The sequence below is a fragment of the Pseudomonas cyclaminis genome (assembly GCF_015163715.1).
Taxonomy (GTDB): domain Bacteria; phylum Pseudomonadota; class Gammaproteobacteria; order Pseudomonadales; family Pseudomonadaceae; genus Aquipseudomonas; species Aquipseudomonas cyclaminis.
The window spans coordinates 1-23,285 of sequence record NZ_JADDUM010000045.1 but is presented as its reverse complement, the minus strand read 5'-3'; the positions used below and the strand labels follow the sequence as shown (position 1 = coordinate 23,285).

Here is a 23,285-nt window from a genome sequence, read left to right as displayed (position 1 = left end):
TGGGGCGGCAGAAAGTGTGGTCCACGAATTCAAGCCTGCGTGCGGCCAGCATGTTTAACGGACGCCTGAGATCAAGATCACAATCAAAAGCGCAGATCAAAGCAGGCTATGAACTATCTGCCTGATGTATGGAGATCAAAATGTGGGAGGGGGCTTGCCCCCGATGGCGGCCTGACCAACGACAAAAAATTCAAGCTTTGCGGAGCCTCCCTGATGACCACTCATAAAGTTTCCTTCTACAACCTGGCCTGGCGCTGGCATTTCTACGCCGGCCTCTTCGTCGCCCCTTTCATGGTGCTGCTGGCCGTGACCGGCATCATCTACCTGTTCAAACCCCAACTCGACCCGCTGATGTACGGCAACTTGCTGACCGTGCCCGCAGCCGAACACACCTTGAGCGCCGACGAGCAACTGCAACGCGCCCAGGCCGCCTTCCCTCGGGGCAAGATCAGCAAATACCTGCCACCGGCCGATGCCACCAGCAGTGCGCAGTTCGTCATGCATCAAGATGGCCGTGAAGTGACGGTGTTCATCGACCCCTATCGCGGCACCGTCCTCGGCGAGCAGGACGCGAAATACAACCTGCAAGCCATCGCCCGTGCGCTGCACGGCGAGCTGATGATCGGCACCACCGGCGACCGCCTGATAGAACTCGCCGCCGGCTGGGGTGTGATGTTGGTGGTGTCGGGCCTGTACCTGTGGTGGCCACGCGGCAAGTCTTCGGCCGGCGTGCTGTGGCCACGCCTGAAGAGCCGCGGCCGCGTGTTCTGGCGCGACCTGCACGCGGTCGCCGGCTTCTGGGGCGCGGCGTTTTTGCTGGTGATGCTGCTCAGCGGCATGACCTGGACAGGCTTCTGGGGCAAGCAGTACGCGGGGCTGTGGAACACCTTCCCAGCAGCCATGTGGAACGACGTGCCGCAGTCCGACCAGCAAGCGCGGGTGCTCAACACCGCGACCCAACAGACCGTGCCCTGGGCCATGGAAAACACGCCGATGCCCATGTCTGGCGACCATGCCGAACACATGAACCACGGCGCCATGCACGCAGGTCCCGCCGCACCCACCATAACGCTGCAACAGGTGGTCGATCTGGCCACTTCGCGCAAGGTCGAGCCCGGCTACAGCATCACCTTGCCCACCACCGCCACCGGGGTGTTCACCGTCGCGGTGTTCGCCAACGACCCGCGCAATGACGCCACCCTGCACGTGGACCAATACACCGGCAACGTCCTTGCCGATGTGCGCTGGGCGCACTACAACCTGGTGGCGCGGGCCACCGAGACCGGTGTGATGTTGCATGAAGGCAAGATGTTCGGCTGGGTCAACCAACTGATCGTACTGGTGATCTGCCTGATGATTCTGCTCAGCGCCGTGAGCGGTGTGGTGATCTGGTGGAAGCGTCGACCTCAGGGTGGCCTGGGTGTGCCGCCGTTGCGTCATGACCTGCCAAAGTGGAAAACCGCGATGGTGATCATGCTCGGATTGGCGGTCATTTTTCCGCTGGTAGGCGCCTCGTTGATTGTGGTCTGGGCATTGGATCGCCTGGTGCTGTCGCGGTTTTTCAACCAAGGTGAATCTGCCTCAGGTTCGGCATGAAACAGGCGAGATGCCCGGCACAGAGCCCTTCTGTAGCCTTGCGTGGACGTTTGTCCCGCAGCCAATAAGTGTTAACTTATAACACTTTCTGCGTTATCGTTACTCGCCGCGCCCTGCGGCGAGTACCTCTCCAAGAAGACTGATCGACCCATGAACAACTACCTTGCGTGCGGCATCTGCCTGCTTGCCTTGCACGACACTGCCCAGGCCCTGACCCTGCCCGCCAGCCCCATCACCGCGCCCGCCGTGGATGACCAGCGCGTCGACCTCAAGACGCCCACCACTGCCGGTTCGCGCCTGAACCTCACGGCCCTGCAAACCCCGGCCAGCGTCGAGAGCCAGACCGGCGCGCAGATCCGCGAACGCGGGGATGCCAGTGTGCAAGACGCTATTTCCCGCGCCACCGGCATCAGCCGCACCGGCTCACCGGGCGACGGCGGCACCTCGTTGTCGGCCCGTGGTTTCACCGGCCAGGGCTCGGTGATGCAGCTGTACGACGGCAACCGCATGTACATGGGCATGGGCACCTCGACCTTCCCGGTAGACACCTGGTCGGTGGAGCGCGTCGACGTGCTGCGCGGCCCGGCCTCGGTGCTGTACGGCGAAGGCGCCACCGGCGCAGTGATCAACACCGTGCCGAAAAAGCCGTTTGAGGGCGAGATCGAAAACCACATCCGCCTGGGCTACGGCTCCTACGACCGCCAGCAGCAGGCCCTCGACAGCGGCGGCTCGCTGACCGACACCCTGAGCTATCGCCTGAACCTCAATCGCCTGCGCAGCAATGGTTTTATCGACCGTGGCGACTCCAGCAGCGACTTCATCAGCGGCGCCATGCGCTGGCAAGCGGCGGACAACCTGAGCTTCACCCTGGCCAGCGACTACGGCGACCAGCGCCCGCAAAACTACTTCGGCACGCCGCTGATCAACGGCCAGTTGCACAAAGGCCTGCGCGACAAGAACTACAACGTCAGCAACGACACCCAGCACTACAACGACCAGTGGACGCGCCTGACCAGCGAGTGGCAAATCAGCGATAACGTCAGCGCCACCAACGCGCTGTATTACCTGAAAAACCAGCGCCGCTGGCAGAACGCCGAGAACTACACTTTCACCGGCGGCCAACTGACCCGCAGCGGTAATTTCGCCATCAAGCACAATCAGGAACAAGTCGGCGACCGCCAGACCTTCACCTTCAAGCACACCCTGTTCGGCCTCGACAGCCAGACCGTGACCGGCGTGGAATACAACCGCATCCGTTTCCGCCTGGCGAGTAATTCGCCGTTCAACGACGTAGTGACCGGTGGCCAACCCATCGACATCAACCACCCTGCGCCGGCGCAGTTCGACAGCCAGGACGCCTTTAAACCGCTGTTCGCCACCACCACCAAAACCGTTGCCGGCTTCGCCGAAAATCGTTTGCAACTCACTGACCAACTGTCGCTGATCACTGGTATCCGCCGCGACTATGCACAGGTTGAGCGTGACGCTCTGCGCGACGGCAGCCGCACCGACAAGACCCTCACCGGCAATAACTGGAAAGCCGGCCTGGCCTATGCGATCACGCCGGACACCTCGGTCTACGGCCAGTACGCCACCAGCACCGACGGCGTCGGCGGCCTGATTTCCCTGAGCCCGAGCCAGCAGCAGTTCGACCTGTCCACCGCCAAGCAGACCGAAATCGGCATCAAGCAAGCCTTCTGGGACCAGCGCGGTGAATGGACCCTGGCGGCCTACCACATCGTCAAAAAGAAACTGCTCACCGACGTACCGGGCGACCCGGACCTCAAGCAGCAAGTCGGCCAGCAGTCCTCCCGTGGCCTGGAAGCCAGCCTCGACCTGCAACTGCCCAACGCCTGGCAACTGCAAGCCAACGCTGCCCTTGTCCACGCGCAGTACGACGACTTCAGCCAGGACGTCAACGGCGTGCAGGTGTCCCGCGACGGCAACCGTCCGGTGGACGTCCCGCGCCGCACCGCCAACCTGTGGTTGAGCAAAGCCGTGACCGACGACATCCACGCCGGTGCCGGAGTGCGTTATGTGGACGCGCGCTACGCCGACATGGCCAACCAGAATGCGCTGCCGAGCTACACCGTGGTCGATGCAACCGTGTCGTGGAAGGCGCTGCGCAATACCACGCTAGGGTTGCAACTGAATAACCTGTTCGACCGTACCTACGCCGTCAGCCAGTACAACGACGGCCAGCAGTGGATCCTCGGCGAGCCGCGCTCGTTCTTCGTCACCGCGGACTACACCTTCTAACTGTGTTGACCTTGAGAACATCGATGACCTCACTCACCCTCACACAGCTGGGCTGGACCCCACCGGGTCACGACCACTGCCACCACCTGTTCCAACTGCGTGACGCCAGCCTGCGCGTCGGTGCGGGGGAGTTCGTGGGGTTGATCGGGCCTAATGGCAGCGGCAAGACCAGCCTGTTGCGCTGCGCCTATCGCTTCAGCAAACCGGCCCAAGGTGAAGTGCAACTCGCCCATCAAAACGTGTGGCGGCAAAGCGCAAAGTGGTGCGCGCAACGCATTGCCGTGGTGTTGCAGGAGTTTCCTGACGCCTTCGGCCTGCGGGTGGATGAGGTGGTCGCCATGGGCCGCACGCCCCACAAAGGGCTGTTCGATGGCGACACCCTGCACGACCGGCAGTTGGTGCAGCAGGCGCTCGAATCCGTCGGCCTGCTGGGTTTCGAGGACCATGCCTTCGCCACCCTCTCGGGCGGTGAAAAACAGCGCGTCATTCTCGCCCGAGCCCTGGCCCAACAGCCGCAATTGCTGATCCTCGACGAGCCGACCAACCACCTCGACCCGCGCTATCAGCTAGAGCTTTTGCGGCTGGTCAAGCGCCTGGACATCGGCACCCTGGCCAGCATCCACGACCTGAACCTGGCCGCCGCGTTCTGTGATCGGCTGTACGTGATCAACCACGGGCGCATTGTCGCCAGTGGCACGCCCCATGAAGTGCTGACCGCCGAACTGTTGCGCGAGGTGTTCGGCGTCGACGCGCTGATCGACACTCACCCCTTGTCCGGCTACCCCCGAATCACCTGGATAACCTCATGATGATCCTGCGCTCCCTGCTGTCTCTGGCCCTGCTGTTCGGCACGGCCCAAGCGTTCGCCGATGCGACCCATTACCCGGTGACCGTCAAAAGCTGCAACCGCGACGTGACCTTTCAAGAGGCGCCGAAGCACGCGGTGAGCCACGACATCAACATGACCCAGATGATGCTCGCCCTGGGCCTCAAGCCGCACATGGCCGGCTACAGCGGCATTACCGGCTGGAAGTCGGTCACGCCAGAAATGGCCGGGATGCTCGACGGCCTGCCGGAGCTGGCGAGCAAGTACCCGTCGGTGGAAACCCTGCTCAATGCCAACGTGGATTTCTTCTTCGCCGGCTGGGATTACGGCATGCGCGTGGGCGGCGACCTGACGCCGAGCACCCTGCAACCCTTGGGCATCAACGTGTACGAGCTGACCGAGTCCTGTGCGTTTGTGATGAAGCGCCCGGCCGCAACCCTGGACGACACCTATAACGACCTGCGCAACCTGGGCAGGATCTTCGACGTGCAGGACCGCGCCAACACCCTGATCGCACAGATGCAGGCGCAGGTCGACGAGGTGCAAAAAGACCTGCCCGCCGACAAGCCGCGAGTGTTCCTCTACGACAGCGGTGAGGACCGCGCCATGACGTCGGGTCGCCTGGGCATGCCCCAGGCACTGATCGACGCAGCCGGGGGGCGCAACATTCTCGATGACGTGGACGCCAGTTGGACCCGCGTCAACTGGGAGACCGTGGTGGAGCGCAACCCGCAGGTGATCGTGATCGTCGACTACAGCGAGATCACCGCCGGGCAGAAGCAGGCCTTCCTGATGAATAACCCGGCGCTGCAAGGGGTGGACGCCATCAAGAACCAGCGTTTTATCGTGATCCCCTACGTGCAGGCCACGCCAGGCATCGATAACGTGCTGGCGGTGGAAACCCTGGCCAAGGGGTTCCACGGCGAATGAACAGCCGTCGTTATGCCTGGCTGCTCGTCGCACTGGTTGCGTTGTTGCTGGCCTCCAGTGTGATCTCCCTGGCGTTCGGCCCGGCGCGGGTGCCGGTGGACGTGGTGGGGCGCATCTTGCTGCACAAGGCGTTCGGGCTGGGCGAGGTGACGTGGCCGGCCGGGCAGGAATCCATCGTCTGGCTGATTCGCGTGCCGCGCATGTTGCTGGGCGCCTTGGTCGGCGCCGGGCTGGCGCTGATCGGCGCGGTGCTGCAGGCCGTCACCCGTAACCCATTGGCCGACCCGCACCTGCTGGGCGTGACCTCGGGCGCCACATTGGGCGCGGTGATCGTGGTGGTGCAGGTGGGTGAAGTGATTGGCCTGTTGACCCTGCCGGTCGCCGCATTCCTGGGCGCATTGGCAAGCATGCTGGTGGTGCTCGCAGTGGCCAGCCGCAATGGCCGACTGGAGAGTGATCGCCTGTTGTTGTGCGGCGTGGCGGTGTCATTCGTGATGATGGCGGCGGCCAATCTGTTGCTGTTCATGGGTGACCATGCGCAGCCTCGGCGGTGATGTTCTGGATGCTCGGCGGCCTCGGCCTGGCGCGCTGGGAACTGCTGGCCATTCCCACCGCAACGGTGCTGTTGGGGCTGGTGTTTCTGCTGGGCATGGCCCGCCCGCTGAATGCCTTGATGACCGGCGAACAGACCGCCGTGACCCTCGGCCTGAACGCCCGCAATGTGCGGCTCAAGGTGTTTTTGATCGCCTCGTTGATGACCGGCGTGCTGGTGTCCATCAGCGGCTCCATCGGCTTTGTCGGGCTGATGGTGCCGCACATTGCCCGGCGCCTGGTGGGCGCCGAACACCGTCGATTGCTGCCGGTGTGCACGCTATTGGGCAGCCTGTTCCTGGTATGGGTCGATGTCGCGGCGCGTACCATGATCGCCCCGGAAGACCTGCCCATCGGCGTCGCCACGGCAGCCATTGGCGGGTTGTTTTTTATTGGTTTGATGCGCAAGCGCTAAAACCCCGCCGCGCCTTACAGCTCATCACGCTCACGGATCGGCAACACTTCATCAGTCAACGGCAGATCGGTCTGGGCATCACGGCGACTGCCCGTTGGCACCTCGGACAAAAGCCCCTCCTGGCGCCAGTAGTTGTCCCTGTCGAGCACGAGCAACTGCCCAACCCCACTCAATCGCATGAGAAATTCAGTGGGTTTAAGGCTGGCCGCGGACACCATCAGCTGGGTTTCCGGCACGGAAAAATCCGGTACGTATTTCAGCAGTCCCCCGCCACGAGGCGCTACGTAAAGGCTCATCATCGGTTGATGGTGCGCCTTGAGGATCCGAACGAAATAGCTCAGCAATGACGGTTCGATAAAGTTGCTCGACAAGACCCCATCCTTGTCGGTCGGGCTGTCGATGGGGCTCTTGTCCAGATAGATCAACTGAGCGCCAACGGCCTGATAGTCTGTTGGAAAAACCGGATAGGGCACTGGCTCGTCGACCGGCGATACAAGGGGCTGCACAGGTCCAGTCCGTCCCGTGTAAAACAATCGAAGCAGCCTGACGTTGTCGACACCCGGCCACACCGGCAGCGTGGCGGTAAACGAAGAGCGCGTCGACTCTGTCAAAATCGCCGCGACATAATTGTGCCCCTTCACCGACGACAACCCGCGCTGAATGTCTCGGGCCGCATCATCAGCATGGGAAAACAGCGGGCCGCAGATCGGAAAGTCATAGAACGCTTGTGTCGTGCCTGGCTTCCAGTCTGGGCGGATCCGCAGCGTGCCCGCCCAGACCCTGCCCTGGACCAGCACATCCACATTGCCGTGACGCGCCAGGTCATGCACATAGTCGAGTATCGTGATTTTCCCCTCCCGTAACTGTTGGTGCGATACCTGATACCGGTTCTCACTCAACGCCTCGTCAGAGCCCAGGTACTGATACCTGATCAACGCGCCCTCAGGGCAGGCCAGGTACAACGTCAACTGTTTGCCCTTCATGGCAAAACGGCCAAACCGAACCCCGTTGTCCACATCCGAGGGCGAATGGAACAGCCCCTCATGGGGGTCCTGGCCAGGCGTCTGGGGTTCAAGTGACGCGCAGAGGTATATCCCTTCCAGCACATACCCCTGGGGGAAAAGTCCCTTGGGGAACACCTGCTCGTACTTCCAGTAATTCTGCCGCGCCAGAGGCAGCGTCACCATGTACTGGTCTTTTTTGGACGACTTGAGGACGTAGCCGAACTGGAGGGTATTGCCGTATTGGCAACGCTCCTGGGCATACCGCACCGCCGCCTCGGGCTGGGCGAAGAGAGGGCTTAGCGCCGGCTCGGCAATCGCCGTTTGGATTTGCATGGCCGGCACGACAGGCGCATTCACGAAAAAGGTGCCCAGCAGCACGCGTGGCGGTCCCCAGACCTTGCTGCCTTGCACCACGCGCAAAGTACCGGCCTTGCCCAGGCGAGTGACAAAATCCTCGGGGTTGAGTTCTCCTGCACGGATCTGGTGTTCCAGCGCGTTCTCCAGCCGATCCTCGCGCACCAGGTTCAGGGGCTGCAGAGCGCTTTTCAGCGCAGCCTCCTGCGCCGAGTGGCTGCAGCTGTAACTCAACACGCACCCATCTGAGCCGAACAGGTACTCGCGGCTCAGCGAGGCATCGACCTCTGACAGTGCGGCACTGATGACCCGGGTTGACAGCATGTTGCGGTAGATATCACGTTGCATGGCATCCAGCGCAAACGGCAGTTCGCGTCCGGGACTGGAGCGGTAGCGCGCAACAAGGGTGTGTGCTGCGGGAAACCCGCCAAACGCCACGACCTCGTCCGGGAAAATCCACTTGGGATCGAAGTCCTCCCGAAGGACACTCACAGGCTCAGTGGCGACAAACAGACCGTCAGGGCGCTTGAGAATCAGCCCGCCCGATAAACGCCGGCCGTTGATGTCTTTGAGCCGGGACTGGGCATAACGGGCCGCATCATCCTGATCATAAAAAGCCGGTCCCAAACGACGGCGAACAAAGTTCGCGTAGGGCCGCCACTGCGAGGGTGCCTTGTTTACCGCTGCACGGCGATCCCAACACGGCGTGCTGTACAGCACCGTCAAGTCGCCGGTCTGGGCCATCAACGAAACAAAGCGGCGAATATCCAGGGTGCCACGGCGCAGGCTCATGTCCTGCACCGCGACCTCATCACCATTGCTCCCACCGGTGAACAATGAGGTCGCGGGCGGCTGATAACGCAACAACGCGCCTTCCAGTGTCGACAGATAAATGGGCAGCCCACCTTGCGCGCTTGAGCGTGCCAAGTAACGGACGTCATCCTCGGCCCGTTGCAGCAACTGAGGTGTGGCGAAAAACCGGGTCAGCCAGGCCTCAAGCGGCGGCAGCCCACTGGGCAGCCACTGCTGCGAATGAAGCAGCCCGACCAGCACAAAACCGTGGGCAAAGTCGCCACCCTGCAAATAGGCCGCCCCCAGGGAAGAGTCACTCAAGCGCCTGCCGGAAGCGCCAGGGGCCAGTTCGCTGACCACGTACTCGTTTTTTTGCGGGTGTTTGAGCACGTAGGACGTGTACGCCTGAACATCCAGGTTTCGACCATAGCTGCGAATATGAGCATTGATCGCCGCCGCATCCTGCGTCATGAAAATCGCGCTGAACGATGGTGTTTGCGGGGCAACCCCGGCGTATTCGAAGTTCGGCGTCCAGTCCGCGTACACCCTGACCCGTGCGCCCCACAGGCGGCTCTGCACCAGCACCCGCAGCTCACCGGCATCCGCCAGGCGCGTCACAATGTCCTGCGGCTTGAGCACGCCCGTTTCCAGCCGCTGGTGATAACTGTGAATCCCCGGCTCGCGGTTTGCGTTGGCCAGCACCAACAGTTCGTTTGCAGAACCACTGGGGAAATAGCCGATCAGGCTGTTGGGCGAACCACTGAGGTAGGCAGGCATTCGAGACTGGATCACGGAGCGGATTTCGATATCAGTGAACATCGTTGTGCTGACCTCAAGGTCAGTCGTGGTCCAGCCCAGGCGCCGCCAGCGCGCCAACTCGTCGTGGGACTGTGGCGGATGGGAGCTGTAGCGGGCGTGAATGACATGATCTTTCGGGGGCACCAGCAAGCCGTTGCCCGGCGACGGGAGCAGCAAATCCCCGGCGAACCCATCCCCCTGAATACGCACCGGCTCAGTGAACGCAAAGCGCTGGTCGGCACGCTGCAAGATATAGCCGCCATAGGCTGCGTCGCGCCGCACGCCTATGCGCTCATGGGCATGGCGTGCCGCATCGTCGGCACTCAGGAAGGTGGCGCTGGGGCTCTCGCTCGGCAAGCCAAGCGGCAGATATTCATCGTCAGACAGCGGCCCTGGGGCATTCCAGAGTCGCCCCTGCTGAAGCACGGCCAGATCACCTGCGCGAATGACCCTGCGCACAAACCCTCGGGGTGACAACGATCCGGTCATCAGCGCGGCGTGGTTACCGTTATCCGACACCGTGCCGTCGGCGGCCACCCGGAACAATTCGGTGGCGGCTGCGGCGTCAGGCATTTGCCACTGCAACAGCGCCTTGTCGTCAGTGTGCAAAAACAGCTTCAAGCCCAGGTCGCCGATCTGCAGATTCCGGGTGGAAGCCGCCTGATTCATTGCCGTCACCAACAACAGAGGGCTGACAAATCGCTTGTACAACCAGGGCTCCAAGGCAGATAGCGCTGCCGTAGCCAGCGGAGCGGCCGAGTAGTAAAAGCCCACCAGGCGATAGTTGGATGGCAGCCGTGGTTGGCCATTTTCGCGAAGCGGGAACAACCCGGTCAGCGACGCCCCCCAGACCGTCGGTTCGGTGGCGATATAGGTCGAGGTGCCCAGGTGCTGGAGGACAACCCCCTGATAACGGGCTTGCGGCAGGTGGGCCGGGAGGCTCAAGGCAAGCAACACGGCTACCTGGGCGCTACCGGCGACCGGGGTAAAAAAGGGTTGCTCCGACACGGTTCCGGCAGGGCTTACAGCACTGCGCAGGGTCCAGTCGTGGGGCACCTTGCCCCGCGATCCACCCCACACGGGCGAAGGCACCACTACCTTTAACTCCCCGGCCTTTGCCAGCCTGCGGACGGCCCCTTCAAACGCGGTTGACGGCTCCACCGCCACGCTGCCGGTCAGCTGGCCGAGCAGGCTCTTTTCCTCCGTCGAACCGCTGCTTACGTACCTGAGTAACGAACCCTGCGCACCCGATAAGTAATGCACCTGGGAAAAGCCCCGATGTGTGATCGCAAACACTTGGTCGGCGGGGGAATAAAAACTGCCGAACAGCTCGACCTGATCCTCGGTGAACTGGGGGTTATGCTGCTTTATCTGACCGTCGTCGGCTGGATGGGAATGATAAAGCCCAGTGCACTGATAGGGATGGGGAGCGATGAAGTTATCCTGATCATCCAGGGCCAGAATCGTACGGAAATCGAACAGCACCTGGGCACCGCTGACCGGTTCTGTCGCGAAATAATGATTGCCACGCTTGAGAATCGCACCGCCATATTCTTTGTCCCGACGCTCGCCGATCTGAGCATGAGCCCAGCGTGCGGCATCATCGGCGGTCACAAATGCTGGCCCTGTGGTAATCGGCGGGATGCTGGAAAAGGGTCGCCAGTCGGCCGTCACCCGACCCGCACGATCCCAGATGCGGTCAGTACTGAGCACCGTCAGCATCCCGGCAGCCGCGACCCTCAGCACATACTCCTGGGGCGTAAGCGTTCCTGTCAGCAAGGGGGCTTCAAGGTCGTGATCGCCGACGAGGCCATCCTCGGCAACGTGGTACAGACCGGCTTCGGCCTCAGAGTAGGAAAACTGGTACCTGAGCAGCGCCCCTCCCGGCGCTTGCTGATACAGCCCCAAAGGCTGCTCCGGTGTCTGCAGGCTGGCAATCAGATGAGCCTGATGGGCTGCCGTCGCCAAACCCAGCGCCGGAAAAAAGCTGCGGTAGAGCCAAGGCTGGGCCACCGCCAACGCGGTGCGCTCTGCGGGGGGCTCACAGTAGAAACCGGCGATACGATGCCCATCGGGCACCCGGTAGAACCCATCCTGGTCCGTCGATAAAAACTGCGTGACCAAAAATCGTGGCTCTTTGACGTGCACGGCGTGAGTCGCCACATACTGTGCCTTATCGTCACGCTTGAAGATAAGCCCCAGGCGCCAGGTGTCCTTAGCGCCCTCGCTACCTTCAACACCGGCGTTGATGGCGTCCGTCACCTGGTCGCACACCTTTGTCAGTAACGGCAATAACGCCGGCGAGTGCTGCACAAACGGGGTATAGGGCTGCCAATGAGCAGGCACCACGCCACGCGATCCGCCCCACACATCACTGGCGACGACAAAACTCAGCTCTCCGATCCTGGCCAGCGTCTGGATGTCGCCTTCAACCGTATCATCAGCCGCGACCGGGCGCCCCCTCAGTTCACCGTTCAGCCATTTGACGTAAAGCGCCTCCTGGGCTGACCCGCTGGGTTTGTAGCGAATCAATGAATCGTCCGGACCGGACAGGTACGACAGCGAGAAGGTCTTCTGGTGAACCACTTCGGCGATCACATCGTCGATGGAAAAAAAGTTCACAAACGCCTTGACCTGTTGCGCTGAAAACTCGGGATTTTCGAGCGCTACGCTTGCATGCACGGCCGGGTGCGAATGATAGATCCCGATCAACCGATACCCGCTCGGGGCAACGACGGAACCATCAGGCGCGCGATTGAGCACCTTTCTGACATCAAATGTTTCTGCTGAACCCACGAAGGGTTCGGTGGCAAAAAAATACCGCTGTGGGTTACGCAGGATCACCCCGCCGTACTCACGTTCACGCCGCGCGCCAATTCGCTTGTGGGCCCAGAAAGCCGCATCGTCGGCATGAACAAAGGCAGGACTCAGCGTTGGAAGCGCAACCACTGCCTTACCGCCGCCCGCTGCCACAGGTTTGGGTAGCGGCTTGCCTGCGGCAAACGGTACCCAGTGCCGATCAACGGGCCCAACCGGCCCCCACAGGCTATTTCCCTGCACGATTCGCAAGCGGCTGACCTGCGCCAACGTGCGCACCGCATCAGCCGGTGTGAACGTGCCGTCTGCCAGGTTGCGGGCAATCAGGCTGCCGCCTCTGGGCGCCTCATAAAACTTCAGGAATTCGGCCTGTTCAGCGCCAACGGGGTCCAGGACGATCAGGCTGTCTTTAGCCCCGGAAAGGTAGCCCGGCACTTGCAACTGATGGATCTGATAGGCCTCCTGATCAGTGAAGCTTTGCGCGTAGACGGCATTGTCTTCATTCGACCAATTCATTCTGGCGCCGGCCGATTGCGCCCGGTGTGATCCGACCCAGGCATGCAATTGGTAACCGTCAGGCAACGCCAACTGCTGGGAAGTGCTGTCCCAGGGATAGAACCCTTGGAATTTATAAGGGTTGCTTCCCGACTCCAGTGCTTGCGTCAATACATAGCGCTGGTCAGGGCGCTTGAGAATCAACGCAGCGTATTCACGACCTCGACGCTGATCCATCTGCGCATGGGCGTACAACGCGGCTTCATCGGCAGACGCAAAGGGTGGGCTCACCTTAAGCCCCTGCAAGGGGAACGTTGCATACGGCACCCAGTCGGTTCCGACCATGCCCGCCACATCCCACAGCGAACTGGTTTGCTCGACGGTCAACTCACCCGCCTCGGCCACCCGTGCCACAAACTGACGAGGCGTCATCGTCCCGCGGTCCAGCGCCTGTTGAATACCTTGGTCGGAAACCACGCCCTGCTCATCAACCCTGAACAACTGTGTTTCCGCTGGCGAACCGCTGAACCGGTAGCGCAACAGCGCGTTATCACGAGTGCGCAGATACACTGAGAGCCCCAGTGCAGAGACAGGGGCCTGCAGGTATCGACGGGCCTTGGCAATGTAGGCGGCCAGTTCGGCGGGACTGAAGAACTGCGGGTACAACCAGGGCTCTGTCTTGGGAAGCTGCGCCGGCGCCGACCGCGACAGATAAAAAAAGCCATGAACATGCAGACCCGGCGGCAGGAAGGGCCCGCCCGTCAGCGAAGGCAGGCGGTTATCGGCGGGCACGTGCTCGTCACCACTGAGCGCAAGCGCCTGGGTTGCGACAAACTCATCCTGTTGTTCATGCCTGAGCAGCATGACCATCTGCCGGACCTCTGGCTTGCGCCTCATGCGCACCTGCGCATGGTTCAGCGCCTGCTCCACAGTCGGAAAAAGCGGGCCACACGCGATGGTTTCCTGGGTCGCGGCCAATGGCAGATAGGGCTGCCAGCGCTGATCAATAACGCCAGCAGCACCTCCCCAATCCTCACTGGGCGTCAGCAGGGACAAGCGGCCCAGCGATGCCAGCTTCCTGATGAAGCCTTCGATGGAACCATCGTGACCATGGGCAGGCGGGGCGGTTTTGACCTCGTCAATCCAGTCCACGAACTGCCGCTCAGCCTGCGAAAACCCGGACTGGTATTTGAGCAGCGTGCCGTTGGGCCCAGACACATACGCAGTGCCCAGCGCCCGCCCCTCATAGTGATTGAACACCACATCCCGCTCGGAAAAAAAGCTGTTGAAGATGCGCACCTGGCGATCGGAAAATCGAGGGTTGGACTTTTTCAGGTAGATAAACTGATCCGGATGAGAGTGCAGCGCGCCCAGCAGTTTATAGCCCGGAGGCTCAACAAACTGATTGTTCACCCCCCGCTCCAAAAGCAATGAAAAGTCGAACGTAGCGGACTTGCCGGAAATCGGCTCGGTCGCAAAAATCTTGTTGTCCGACACCCTCTGCAAAATGACGCTGCCGTATTCCACATCTCGTCTGGTGCCGATGCGCTCATGCGCATAACGCGCGGCATCATCGGCGCTGACAAATGCCGGGCTGTATTTGTACTTCGTGACCTTCGCGGTAGCCGCCCGCTTTTCCCTGGGTAATTCTGCGTCCATGAAACCACCTTCACACCATTGAGTAATGGGTGCCCATCGGCACCCGGGATTGCACAACGCAAACCCACACCGAGGATCCCCGGCGCTACGCCCGCAAGGGTGTTCAATAGATATGCAGGCACGCGTACCCCACCAAGCCCTGTTTAAGCGCACAGCCTGCACCGCATGCACCGACTCGCCCCCGGTTGGTGCGTCACTCGCACAACCTGAGGTTTTTACCCTGTAAAAACAGGCACTTCAGCAGTAGGCACAGCCTTTGCTAGAACCCCTTGGTATCTGCATCCGCCCCTCATAAAAATCACCTGTACCCGGAGATCGCACCATGAAGCGTCGCAGCTTGATCAAGGCTTTCACTCTGTCGGCATCCATTGCCGCCATGGGCATGACCTGGACTATCCAGGCCGCCGAGACCATCAAGGTCGGCATCCTGCACTCGCTGTCCGGGACCATGGCCATCTCCGAGACGTCCCTCAAAGACATGGCGTTGATGACCATCGACGAGATCAACGCCAAGGGCGGTGTAAACGGCAAGATGCTCGAACCGGTGGTCGTGGACCCGGCTTCCAACTGGCCGTTGTTCGCCGAAAAAGGCCGGCAGTTGCTGACCCAGGACAAGGTCGCCGTGGTGTTCGGCTGCTGGACCTCGGTGTCGCGTAAATCCGTGTTGCCGGTGTTCGAAGAACTCAACGGCTTGCTGTTCTACCCCGTGCAATACGAAGGTGAAGAGATGTCGCCGAACGTGTTCTACACCGGTGCGGCACCAAACCAGCAGGCGATCCCGGCCGTGGAATACCTGATGAGCGAAGAAGGCGGCAGCGCCAAACGCTTCTTCCTGCTGGGCACCGACTACGTGTACCCGCGCACCACCAACAAGATCCTGCGCTCGTTCCTGCATTCCAAAGGCGTCGCGGATAAAGACATCGAAGAGGTCTACACCCCGTTCGGCCACGCCGATTACCAGACCATCGTCGCCAACATCAAAAAATTCTCTGCCGGCGGCAAGACCGCGGTGATCTCCACCGTGAACGGCGACTCCAACGTGCCGTTCTACAAAGAGCTGGCCAACCAGGGTTTGAAGGCCACCGACGTGCCGGTGGTGGCGTTCTCCGTGGGTGAAGAAGAACTGCGCGGCATCGACACCAAGCCGCTGGTGGGCAACCTGGCCGCCTGGAACTACTTCCAGTCGGTGGAGAACCCGGTCAACCAGAAATTCGTCGCCGACTGGAAAGCCTACGCCAAGAAACACAACCTGCCGGGCGCCGACAAAGCCGTGACCAACGACCCGATGGAAGCCACCTACGTGGGCATCCACATGTGGGCCCAGGCGGCCGAGAAAGCCAAGTCCACCGACGTCGACAAAGTGCGTGAAGCCTTGGCCGGCCAGACCTTCGCCGCGCCGTCGGGCTTTACCCTGACCATGGACAAGACCAACCACCACCTGCACAAGCCGGTAATGATCGGTGAGATCCAGGCCGACGGTCAGTTCTCGGTGGTGTGGCAAACCCAGGAGCCGATCCGCGCCCAGCCATGGAGCCCGTACATTCCTGGCAATGACAAAAAGCCGGACTATGCGGTGAAGAGCAACTAAAGCCCCACCACAGGCCAAATGTGGGAGGGGGCTTGCCCCCGATGGCGGTGTATCAGGCAATGCATTTATCACTGAACCACTGCTATCGGGGGCAAGCCCCCTCCCACAGTTTTGACCGCGCATGACTAGGACATTTGTTTATGCCCACTGCCCTCCATCGCTATTTCCTGGCCTTGCTGCTGTTGCTGCCGTTTGCCGCACACGCCAGCGACGCCGAAGACTTCCTCGCCGCCAACCCGACCCAACAAGCCAAGCTGCTCCAGGACTGGGCCGCAACGCCTGACCCGGCACGCATCGAGTTGGTGGACGCCCTGCAACAAGGCCAGATCACGGTCAATGGCGAGACCAGGACGGTGCGCCTGAACAACCGCCTGCGCGGCTTGATCGACAACGTGCAAGCCAGCCAGCAACTGCTCGCCGCCGACCCCAAGGTGCGTCTGGCCGCAGCGGTTACCCTGCAAAAAAGCGCGCAACCTGCGCAGCTCAAGTTTCTCGACCAGCGCGTTGCCGCCGAAACCGATGAAGGCGTGCACACCGCCCTGAGCCTGGCCCTGGCCAACCTGCAACTGGTCGACCCCGACCCGGTGGTGCGCCTGGCGCCGTGCGTTTGCTCGCAGCACCGGCGACCCGCTCGCCCGTACCCGCCTTGAAGCGCTGCTCGCGCCCGGCGTCGAAACCGATGCCACCGTGCACACCGCCGCCGAAACCAGCCTGGCCCAGGTCAAACGCAAATTGATGGTGGGCGAGATCCTCGGCCAAGCCTTCAGCGGTATGTCCCTCGGTTCGATCCTGCTGCTGGCCGCGCTGGGCCTGGCGATCACCTTTGGCCTGTCGGCGTGATCAACATGGCCCACGGCGAGATGCTGATGCTCGGCGCCTATTCCACCTATGTGGTGCAGTTGCTGATGCAGCGCTACGTGCCGCAAGCCATCGAGTTCTACCCGCTGATCGCGCTGCCGGTGGCGTTTTTCGTCACCGCCGCCATCGGCATGGCGCTGGAGCGCACGGTGATTCGTCACCTCTACGGCCGGCCATTGGAAACCCTGCTCGCCACCTGGGGCATCAGCCTGATGCTGATCCAGGCCGTGCGCCTGGTGTTCGGCGCGCAGAACGTCGAAGTGGCCAACCCCCAATGGTTGTCCGGCGGTATCCAGGTGCTGCCCAATCTGGTGCTGCCGTACAACCGCATCGTGATCATCGCCTTCGCGCTGTTCGTGGTGGTGCTCACCTGGCTGCTGCTCAACAAGACGCGCCTGGGCCTCAACGTGCGCGCCGTCACCCAGAACCGCAACATGGCGGCCTGCTGCGGCGTGCCCACCGGGCGCGTGGACATGCTCGCCTTTGGCCTCGGCTCCGGCATCGCCGGCCTGGGCGGCGTGGCGCTGAGCCAGATCGGCAACGTCGGCCCGGACCTGGGCCAGAGCTACATCATCGATTCGTTTCTGGTGGTGGTGTTGGGCGGCGTCGGCCAGTTGGCCGGCAGTGTCACTGCGGCCTTCGGCCTGGGCATCGCCAACAAGATTCTGGAACCGCAGATCGGTGCCGTGCTCGGCAAGATCCTGATCCTCGCGCTGATCATTCTGTTTATCCAGAAACGCCCGCAAGGACTCTTCGCACTGAAAGGACGGGTGATCGACTGATGAACCAGCCATTGATGCTTACAGCCGCGCAAAAGGCCGGCCCCAAGGCGACGATTGCCGCCGGTGTGATCATCCTGATCCTGCTGCTGGCCTTGCCGTTGTGCTCTCTGCTCTCGCCGGAAAACCCGCTGCATGTGTCGGCGTACACCCTGACGCTGGTGGGCAAGATCCTCTGCTACGCCATCGTCGCCCTGGCCCTGGATCTGGTGTGGGGTTACGCCGGGATGCTGTCTCTGGGCCACGGTTTGTTCTTCGCCCTCGGCGGTTATGCGATGGGCATGTACCTGATGCGCCAGGCGTCCGGTGATCAACTGCCGGCGTTCATGACCTTTTTGTCGTGGACCGAATTGCCCTGGTACTGGGCCGGCACCGACCACTTCCTCTGGGCCTTGTGCCTGGTGGTGCTGGCGCCGGGTTTGCTGGCGTTGGTGTTCGGTTTCTTTGCCTTCCGTTCGCGGATCAAGGGCGTGTATTTCTCGATCATGACCCAGGCCCTGACCTTCGCCGGCATGCTGCTGTTCTTTCGCAACGAGACCGGGTTTGGCGGCAACAACGGCTTTACCAATTTCCGCAGCATTCTGGGTTTCGGCATTACCGAGCCGGGCACGCGGGCGGTGTTGTTCCTGGCCACGGTGCTGCTGTTGGTCGCCAGCCTGTACATCGGCTGGCGCCTGGCGCAGAGCAAGTTCGGCCGGGTGCTGACAGCCCTGCGCGATGCCGAGAACCGCCTGATGTTCTGCGGCTACGATCCACGCGGCTTCAAGCTGTTCGTGTGGGTGTTGAGCGCGGTGCTGTGCGGTCTGGCCGGTGCCTTGTACGTACCGCAAGTGGGCATCATCAACCCCAGCGAAATGTCGCCGACCAACTCCATCGAAGCCGCCGTGTGGGTGGCCTTGGGCGGGCGCGGCACCTTGATCGGCCCGCTGCTCGGCGCGGGCGTGGTCAATGGCATGAAGAGCTGGTTCACCGTGGCCTTCCCGGAATACTGGCTGTTCTTCCTCGGGGCGCTGTTCATCATCGTCACCTTGTATTTGCCCAAGGGCGTTATCGGCCTGCTGAAGAAATGAGGAACGTCATGCTCGAACCTATTTTTGATGCCGGCACTGGCCGCGACGCCATCGGTATCGGCCAGGCGGCCGGCAAGGGCTTGAACACTCGCCACGGCACCATCCTGACCCTGGAAGACATCAGCGTCAGCTTCGACGGTTTCAAGGCGCTCAACGACCTCAATCTCTACATCGGCGTTGGCGAACTGCGCTGCATCATCGGCCCCAACGGCGCGGGCAAGACCACGCTGATGGACGTGATCACCGGCAAGACCCGGCCCAGCCACGGTAACGCCTGGTTCGGCGAAACCCTGGACCTGACCAGCATGAGCGAAGTACAGATCGCCCAGGCCGGCATCGGGCGCAAGTTCCAGAAGCCCACGGTGTTCGAAGCCCTCAGCGTGTTTGAAAACCTGGAGCTGGCGCAGAAGACCGACAAGTCGGTGTGGGCCAGCCTGCGTGCCCGCCTGAGCGGCGAGCAGAAAGACCGTATCGATGAAGTGCTCGACACCATCCGCCTCACGGCCTCGGTACAGCGTCCCGCCGGGTTGCTGTCCCACGGTCAGAAGCAGTTCCTGGAAATCGGCATGCTGCTGATGCAAGACCCGCAACTGTTGCTGCTGGATGAACCGGTGGCGGGCATGACGGATGCCGAAACCGAATTCACCGCAGAGCTGTTCAAGCGCCTGGCGGGCAAACATTCGCTGATGGTAGTGGAGCACGACATGGGTTTTGTCGGCTCGATTGCCGACCATGTGACGGTGTTGCACCAGGGCAGCGTGCTGGCTGAAGGGTCGCTGGAACAGGTGCAGGCCGATGAGCGGGTTATTGAAGTGTATTTGGGACGGTGACACATCGGCCAGCTTCGAGCCAAAAGCTTCAAGCGGCAAGTTAAAGCAAAGCAGGCATCCGCCCGCTCTTACTTGCAGCTTAAAGCTTGCCGCTTGAAGCCCAACTAACGGAGTTCCAATGCTACAAGTACAACACCTGCACCAATACTACGGCGGTAGCCACATCCTGCGCGGGCTTTCGTTTGACGTGAAGATCGGCGAAGTCACCTGCCTGCTCGGGCGTAACGGCGTGGGCAAGACCACCCTGCTCAAGTGCCTGATGGGCTTGCTGCCGGCCAAGGAAGGGGCGGTGAACTGGGAAGGCAAGGCCATCACCGGGTTCAAACCGCACCAGCGCGTGCACGCCGGTATCGCCTATGTGCCTCAAGGCCGGGAGATTTTCGGGCGGCTGACGGTGGAAGAAAACCTGTTGATGGGGCTTTCCCGCTTCCCCGGTTCAGAGGCCAGGCAAGTGCCGGCGTTTATCTACGAACTGTTCCCGGTGTTGCTGCAGATGAAGCATCGACGCGGCGGTGACTTGTCCGGCGGCCAGCAGCAACAGCTTGCGATCGGCAGAGCCCTGGCCAGCCGCCCGCGCCTGTTGATCCTGGATGAGCCCACCGAAGGCATCCAACCCTCGGTGATCAAGGAGATCGGCGCGGTGATCAAAAAGCTCGCCGCCCAGGGCGATATGGCGATTCTGCTGGTGGAGCAGTTCTACGACTTTGCCGCTGAACTGGCCGACCAGTACCTGGTGATGTCCCGTGGCGAAATCGTGCAGCAGGGCCGTGGAGAAAATATGGAAAGCGAGGGTGTACGTGGTCTCGTAACCATCTAATCTGTAGCGTCCTAACGATAAGCATAAAGACATGAACCTGCCCGTTCCCCCCTGCCCTGTTCACCCCCAGCTGGCACGCCGAGCTGGAACTCGGCTACGCGCGTTTCGGCGACACCACGCGCCCGGTGATGCGCCGCCACCTCGGCCCGCTGCGGGTGCAAAAGCACCTGTACGCCGAAGGCCCCGAGGTGTGCCAGCACATCATCGTGCACCCGCCCGGCGGGATTGCCGGTGGGGATCGCCTGGACATCAGCGCCCATGTCGCCGAAGGGGCCTGGGCCCAATTGACCAGCCCCGGCGCGGCCAAGTGGTACCGCGCCAGCGGCCCGGCCTTCCAGCAACTCGAACTGACGGTCGAAGCTGGCGCGACGCTGGAATGGCTGCCCCAGGAGGCCATCGTATTCAGCGCCGCCCAGGCCGAACTCACTACGCGCATCGACCTGCAGGCAGATGCACGGCTGTTCTACTGGGACGTGGTCGCCCTGGGCCGCCCGGCCAGTGGCGAGCGTTTCGACCTTGGACACTTTCAATCGCACCTGGATATCCGCCGCGACGGCCAGCTGCTCTGGCACGAACGCCAGCGCATTGTCGGCGCCGATGGGTTGCTCGACTCGCCCATTGGCCTGGACGGGCAACCGGTGTTTGCCACGCTGTTGGTGACGGGCGAAATCGCACCCGAATTACTCGAAACCTGTCGCTCCCTGCCACATGCCGTGCGCGGCGACCTGACCCAACTGCCCGGCTTGCTAGTGGCGCGCTGCCTGGCCAGCGAGGCGCTGTTGGCGCGGGGTTGGTTGATTGATTTATGGCGGCTGCTGCGCCCGGCGATGCTGGGCCGCGAAGCCGTTTCACCCCGAATCTGGAGCACATGAAGATCCCTGTGGGAGGGGACAAGCCCCCTCCACAGGGATCTCCAGTGTTTTTATGAATGTTGTTTGAAGGACGTTGAACCATGGACCTGACCCCACGGGAAAAAGACAAACTGCTGATCTTCACCGCAGGCTTGGTTGCCGAGCGCCGTCTGGCACGCGGGGTGAAGCTCAATTACCCGGAAACCATCGCCTACATCTCGGCGGCGCTGATGGAAGGCGCCCGCGATGGCCGTACCGTGGCCGACCTGATGCACTTCGGCACCACCCTGCTCAACCGTGAACAGGTGATGGAAGGCATCCCGGAGATGATCCCGGATATCCAGGTGGAAGCCACCTTCCCCGACGGCACCAAGCTGGTCACCGTCCACCAACCCATCGCCTGAGGCCCGGCCATGATTCGTGATGCGATTGAAAGCGACCTGCCAGCGATCCGCGATATCTACAACGACGCGGTGCGCAACACCACGGCGATCTGGAACGAACAACCGGTCGACCTGGCCAACCGCCTGGCGTGGTTCAACGCACGCCAGGCCCAGGCGTATCCGATCCTGGTGTCGGTCGAGCATGATGAAGTCACCGGCTACGCCTCGTTCGGCGACTGGCGCCCCTTCGAAGGCTTTCGCTACAGCGTCGAGCACTCGGTGTATGTGCGTAACGACCAGCGCGGCAGAGGCCTTGGCCCGCGCCTGATGGAAGCCTTGATCGAACGTGCGCGCAGCGGCGGCAAGTACGTGATGGTCGCCGCCATCGAAAGCGGCAACCAGGCCTCGATCCGCCTGCATGAACGCCTGGGTTTCGTCACCACCGGGCAGATGCCGCAGGTGGGTATCAAGTTCGGACGCTGGCTCGACCTGACCTTTATGCAACTGGCCTTGAACCCGGGCGCCGAGCCGCCCAAGGAGTGAGATCGATGAGCGTTGCGCAACTGCGTCGAGTCAATGCAGAAAGTTTTGCCCATTACCGCGAGGGCCTGATTGAGCTGTTGCTGGACGCGGTCAAGCACGGCGCGTCGGTGGGCTTTATGGCCGACTTCGATGAGGCCCAGGCCCGCGACTATCTGCGCGGCGTTCAGGCGAGCATCGAAGACGCCAGCCTGTTGCTGTGGGTGGTGGTGCGCGACGAACAGGTGCAGGCCAGCGTGCAATTGGCGCTGTGCCAGAAAGCCAACGGCCTGAACCGCGCCGAGGTGCAAAAACTGCTGGTGCACAGCAGTGCCCGTCGCCATGGCCTGGGCCAGCAACTGATGCACACCCTGGAACTTGCCGCACGCCAGCACAAGCGCGGCCTGCTGTACCTGGACACCGAAGCCGGCTCCGGGGCCGAAGCCTTCTACCAGGCGCTGCGCTACACCAAGATCGGTGAACTGCCCGATTACTGCCAAAGCCCGGACGGGCGCTACAGCCCGACCGCCATCTACTTCAAGACCCTGGGGCAACCTGCATGATTCCTGGTGAATATCAGATCCAGCCCGGCGAGATCGAACTCAACGTCGGCCGCCGCACCGTCACCCTGAGCGTGGCCAACAGCGGCGACCGGCCGATCCAGGTGGGCTCGCATTATCATTTTTTCGAGACCAATGACGCGCTGACGTTTGACCGGGCGTTGAGCCGAGGCATGCGCCTGAATATTCCGGCGGGCACGGCGGTGCGGTTCGAGCCGGGGCAGAGTCGGGAGGTTGAGTTGGTGGATTTGAGCGGTGGGCGGCGCGTGTTTGGGTTTGCCGGTCGGATCATGGGCGACCTTTAGGGCCTCATTGGGGGCAAGCCCCCTCCCACATTGGATTGGGTTCACACCTTTAATTTTGTGAACCCATTCAAGTGTGGGTGAGGGGCGGTGCGACGATTCGACTTGCCCCCGATAGCGGACTCACATTCAACATAATTTTTCCAGGGCACACACATGAAAATCAGCCGCCAAGCCTACGCAGACATGTAC

At 61.9% G+C, this 23,285-nt stretch carries 14 protein-coding genes and 2 pseudogenes; 15 read left to right on the top strand and 1 reads right to left on the bottom strand.

Annotation, left to right across the window (positions count from 1 at the left end):
- The first annotated feature begins 213 nt into the window (after nucleotides 1-213).
- From IQK56_RS07875 to IQK56_RS07855, 5 genes and pseudogenes are all read left to right on the top strand, one after another.
- A complete protein-coding gene (locus tag IQK56_RS07875) occupies nucleotides 214-1,596 on the top strand; it encodes a PepSY-associated TM helix domain-containing protein (protein WP_193862050.1) in 1,383 nt (460 codons plus the stop codon).
- 150 nt (nucleotides 1,597-1,746) lie between these two features.
- Entirely contained in the window at nucleotides 1,747-3,855 is a 2,109-nt protein-coding gene (locus IQK56_RS07870; RefSeq protein WP_193862049.1) for a TonB-dependent receptor, read from the top strand.
- A 23-nt stretch (nucleotides 3,856-3,878) separates the two neighbouring features.
- Nucleotides 3,879-4,664, top strand: a complete 786-nt coding sequence (locus IQK56_RS07865) for an ABC transporter ATP-binding protein (protein WP_150760917.1) — start codon at nucleotides 3,879-3,881, stop codon at nucleotides 4,662-4,664.
- Nucleotides 4,664-5,611, top strand: a complete 948-nt coding sequence (locus tag IQK56_RS07860) for an ABC transporter substrate-binding protein (RefSeq protein ID WP_193862057.1) — start codon at nucleotides 4,664-4,666, stop codon at nucleotides 5,609-5,611. Before IQK56_RS07865 ends, IQK56_RS07860 begins: the two co-directional genes overlap by 1 nt.
- Nucleotides 5,608-6,617, top strand: a pseudogene (locus IQK56_RS07855) (FecCD family ABC transporter permease). Before IQK56_RS07860 ends, IQK56_RS07855 begins: the two are co-directional and overlap by 4 nt.
- Before the next feature lie 14 nt (nucleotides 6,618-6,631).
- Here IQK56_RS07855 and IQK56_RS07850 read toward each other — a convergent pair.
- A complete protein-coding gene (locus IQK56_RS07850) occupies nucleotides 6,632-14,536 on the bottom strand; it encodes a DUF4329 domain-containing protein (protein ID WP_193862047.1) in 7,905 nt (2,634 codons plus the stop codon).
- A gap of 322 nt (nucleotides 14,537-14,858) precedes the next feature.
- Here IQK56_RS07850 and urtA point away from each other — a divergent pair, with 322 nt between their 5' ends.
- The 10 genes and pseudogenes from urtA to IQK56_RS07800 all read left to right on the top strand — a co-directional run bounded on the left by urtA (nucleotide 14,859) and on the right by IQK56_RS07800 (nucleotide 23,096).
- Entirely contained in the window at nucleotides 14,859-16,124 is a 1,266-nt protein-coding gene (urtA, locus tag IQK56_RS07845; RefSeq protein WP_033897367.1) for an urea ABC transporter substrate-binding protein, read from the top strand.
- 140 nt (nucleotides 16,125-16,264) lie between these two features.
- Nucleotides 16,265-17,764: pseudogene (gene urtB / locus IQK56_RS07840) on the top strand (urea ABC transporter permease subunit UrtB).
- Nucleotides 17,764-18,831: an urea ABC transporter permease subunit UrtC gene (gene urtC / locus IQK56_RS07835; RefSeq protein WP_150674950.1), complete on the top strand. Its 1,068-nt coding sequence runs from the start codon at nucleotides 17,764-17,766 to the stop codon at nucleotides 18,829-18,831. The pseudogene urtB and the gene urtC overlap by 1 nt, the downstream one beginning before the upstream one ends.
- Complete coding sequence (urtD, locus tag IQK56_RS07830) at nucleotides 18,828-19,661, top strand: urea ABC transporter ATP-binding protein UrtD (RefSeq protein WP_122307369.1); 834 nt, start codon at nucleotides 18,828-18,830, stop codon at nucleotides 19,659-19,661. The genes urtC and urtD overlap by 4 nt, the downstream gene beginning before the upstream one ends.
- A 118-nt stretch (nucleotides 19,662-19,779) precedes the next feature.
- Nucleotides 19,780-20,478, top strand: a complete 699-nt coding sequence (gene urtE / locus IQK56_RS07825; protein WP_122307370.1) for an urea ABC transporter ATP-binding subunit UrtE — start codon at nucleotides 19,780-19,782, stop codon at nucleotides 20,476-20,478.
- 56 nt (nucleotides 20,479-20,534) lie between these two features.
- On the top strand, nucleotides 20,535-21,350 hold the full coding sequence (locus tag IQK56_RS07820; protein WP_193901624.1) for an urease accessory protein UreD: 816 nt from the start codon (nucleotides 20,535-20,537) through the stop codon (nucleotides 21,348-21,350).
- Nucleotides 21,351-21,430: 80 nt separating this feature from the next.
- Complete coding sequence (locus tag IQK56_RS07815) at nucleotides 21,431-21,733, top strand: urease subunit gamma (protein ID WP_048727287.1); 303 nt, start codon at nucleotides 21,431-21,433, stop codon at nucleotides 21,731-21,733.
- 9 nt (nucleotides 21,734-21,742) lie between these two features.
- Nucleotides 21,743-22,255, top strand: a complete 513-nt coding sequence (locus IQK56_RS07810; RefSeq protein WP_193862045.1) for a GNAT family N-acetyltransferase — start codon at nucleotides 21,743-21,745, stop codon at nucleotides 22,253-22,255.
- Between the two features lie 5 nt (nucleotides 22,256-22,260).
- Entirely contained in the window at nucleotides 22,261-22,794 is a 534-nt protein-coding gene (locus tag IQK56_RS07805; protein WP_193862044.1) for a GNAT family N-acetyltransferase, read from the top strand.
- The gene (locus tag IQK56_RS07800) at nucleotides 22,791-23,096 is read left to right on the top strand and encodes an urease subunit beta (RefSeq protein ID WP_065947146.1); all 306 of its coding nucleotides are present in this window, start codon (nucleotides 22,791-22,793) and stop codon (nucleotides 23,094-23,096) included. The genes IQK56_RS07805 and IQK56_RS07800 overlap by 4 nt, the downstream gene beginning before the upstream one ends.
- Nucleotides 23,097-23,285: the final 189 nt, after the last annotated feature.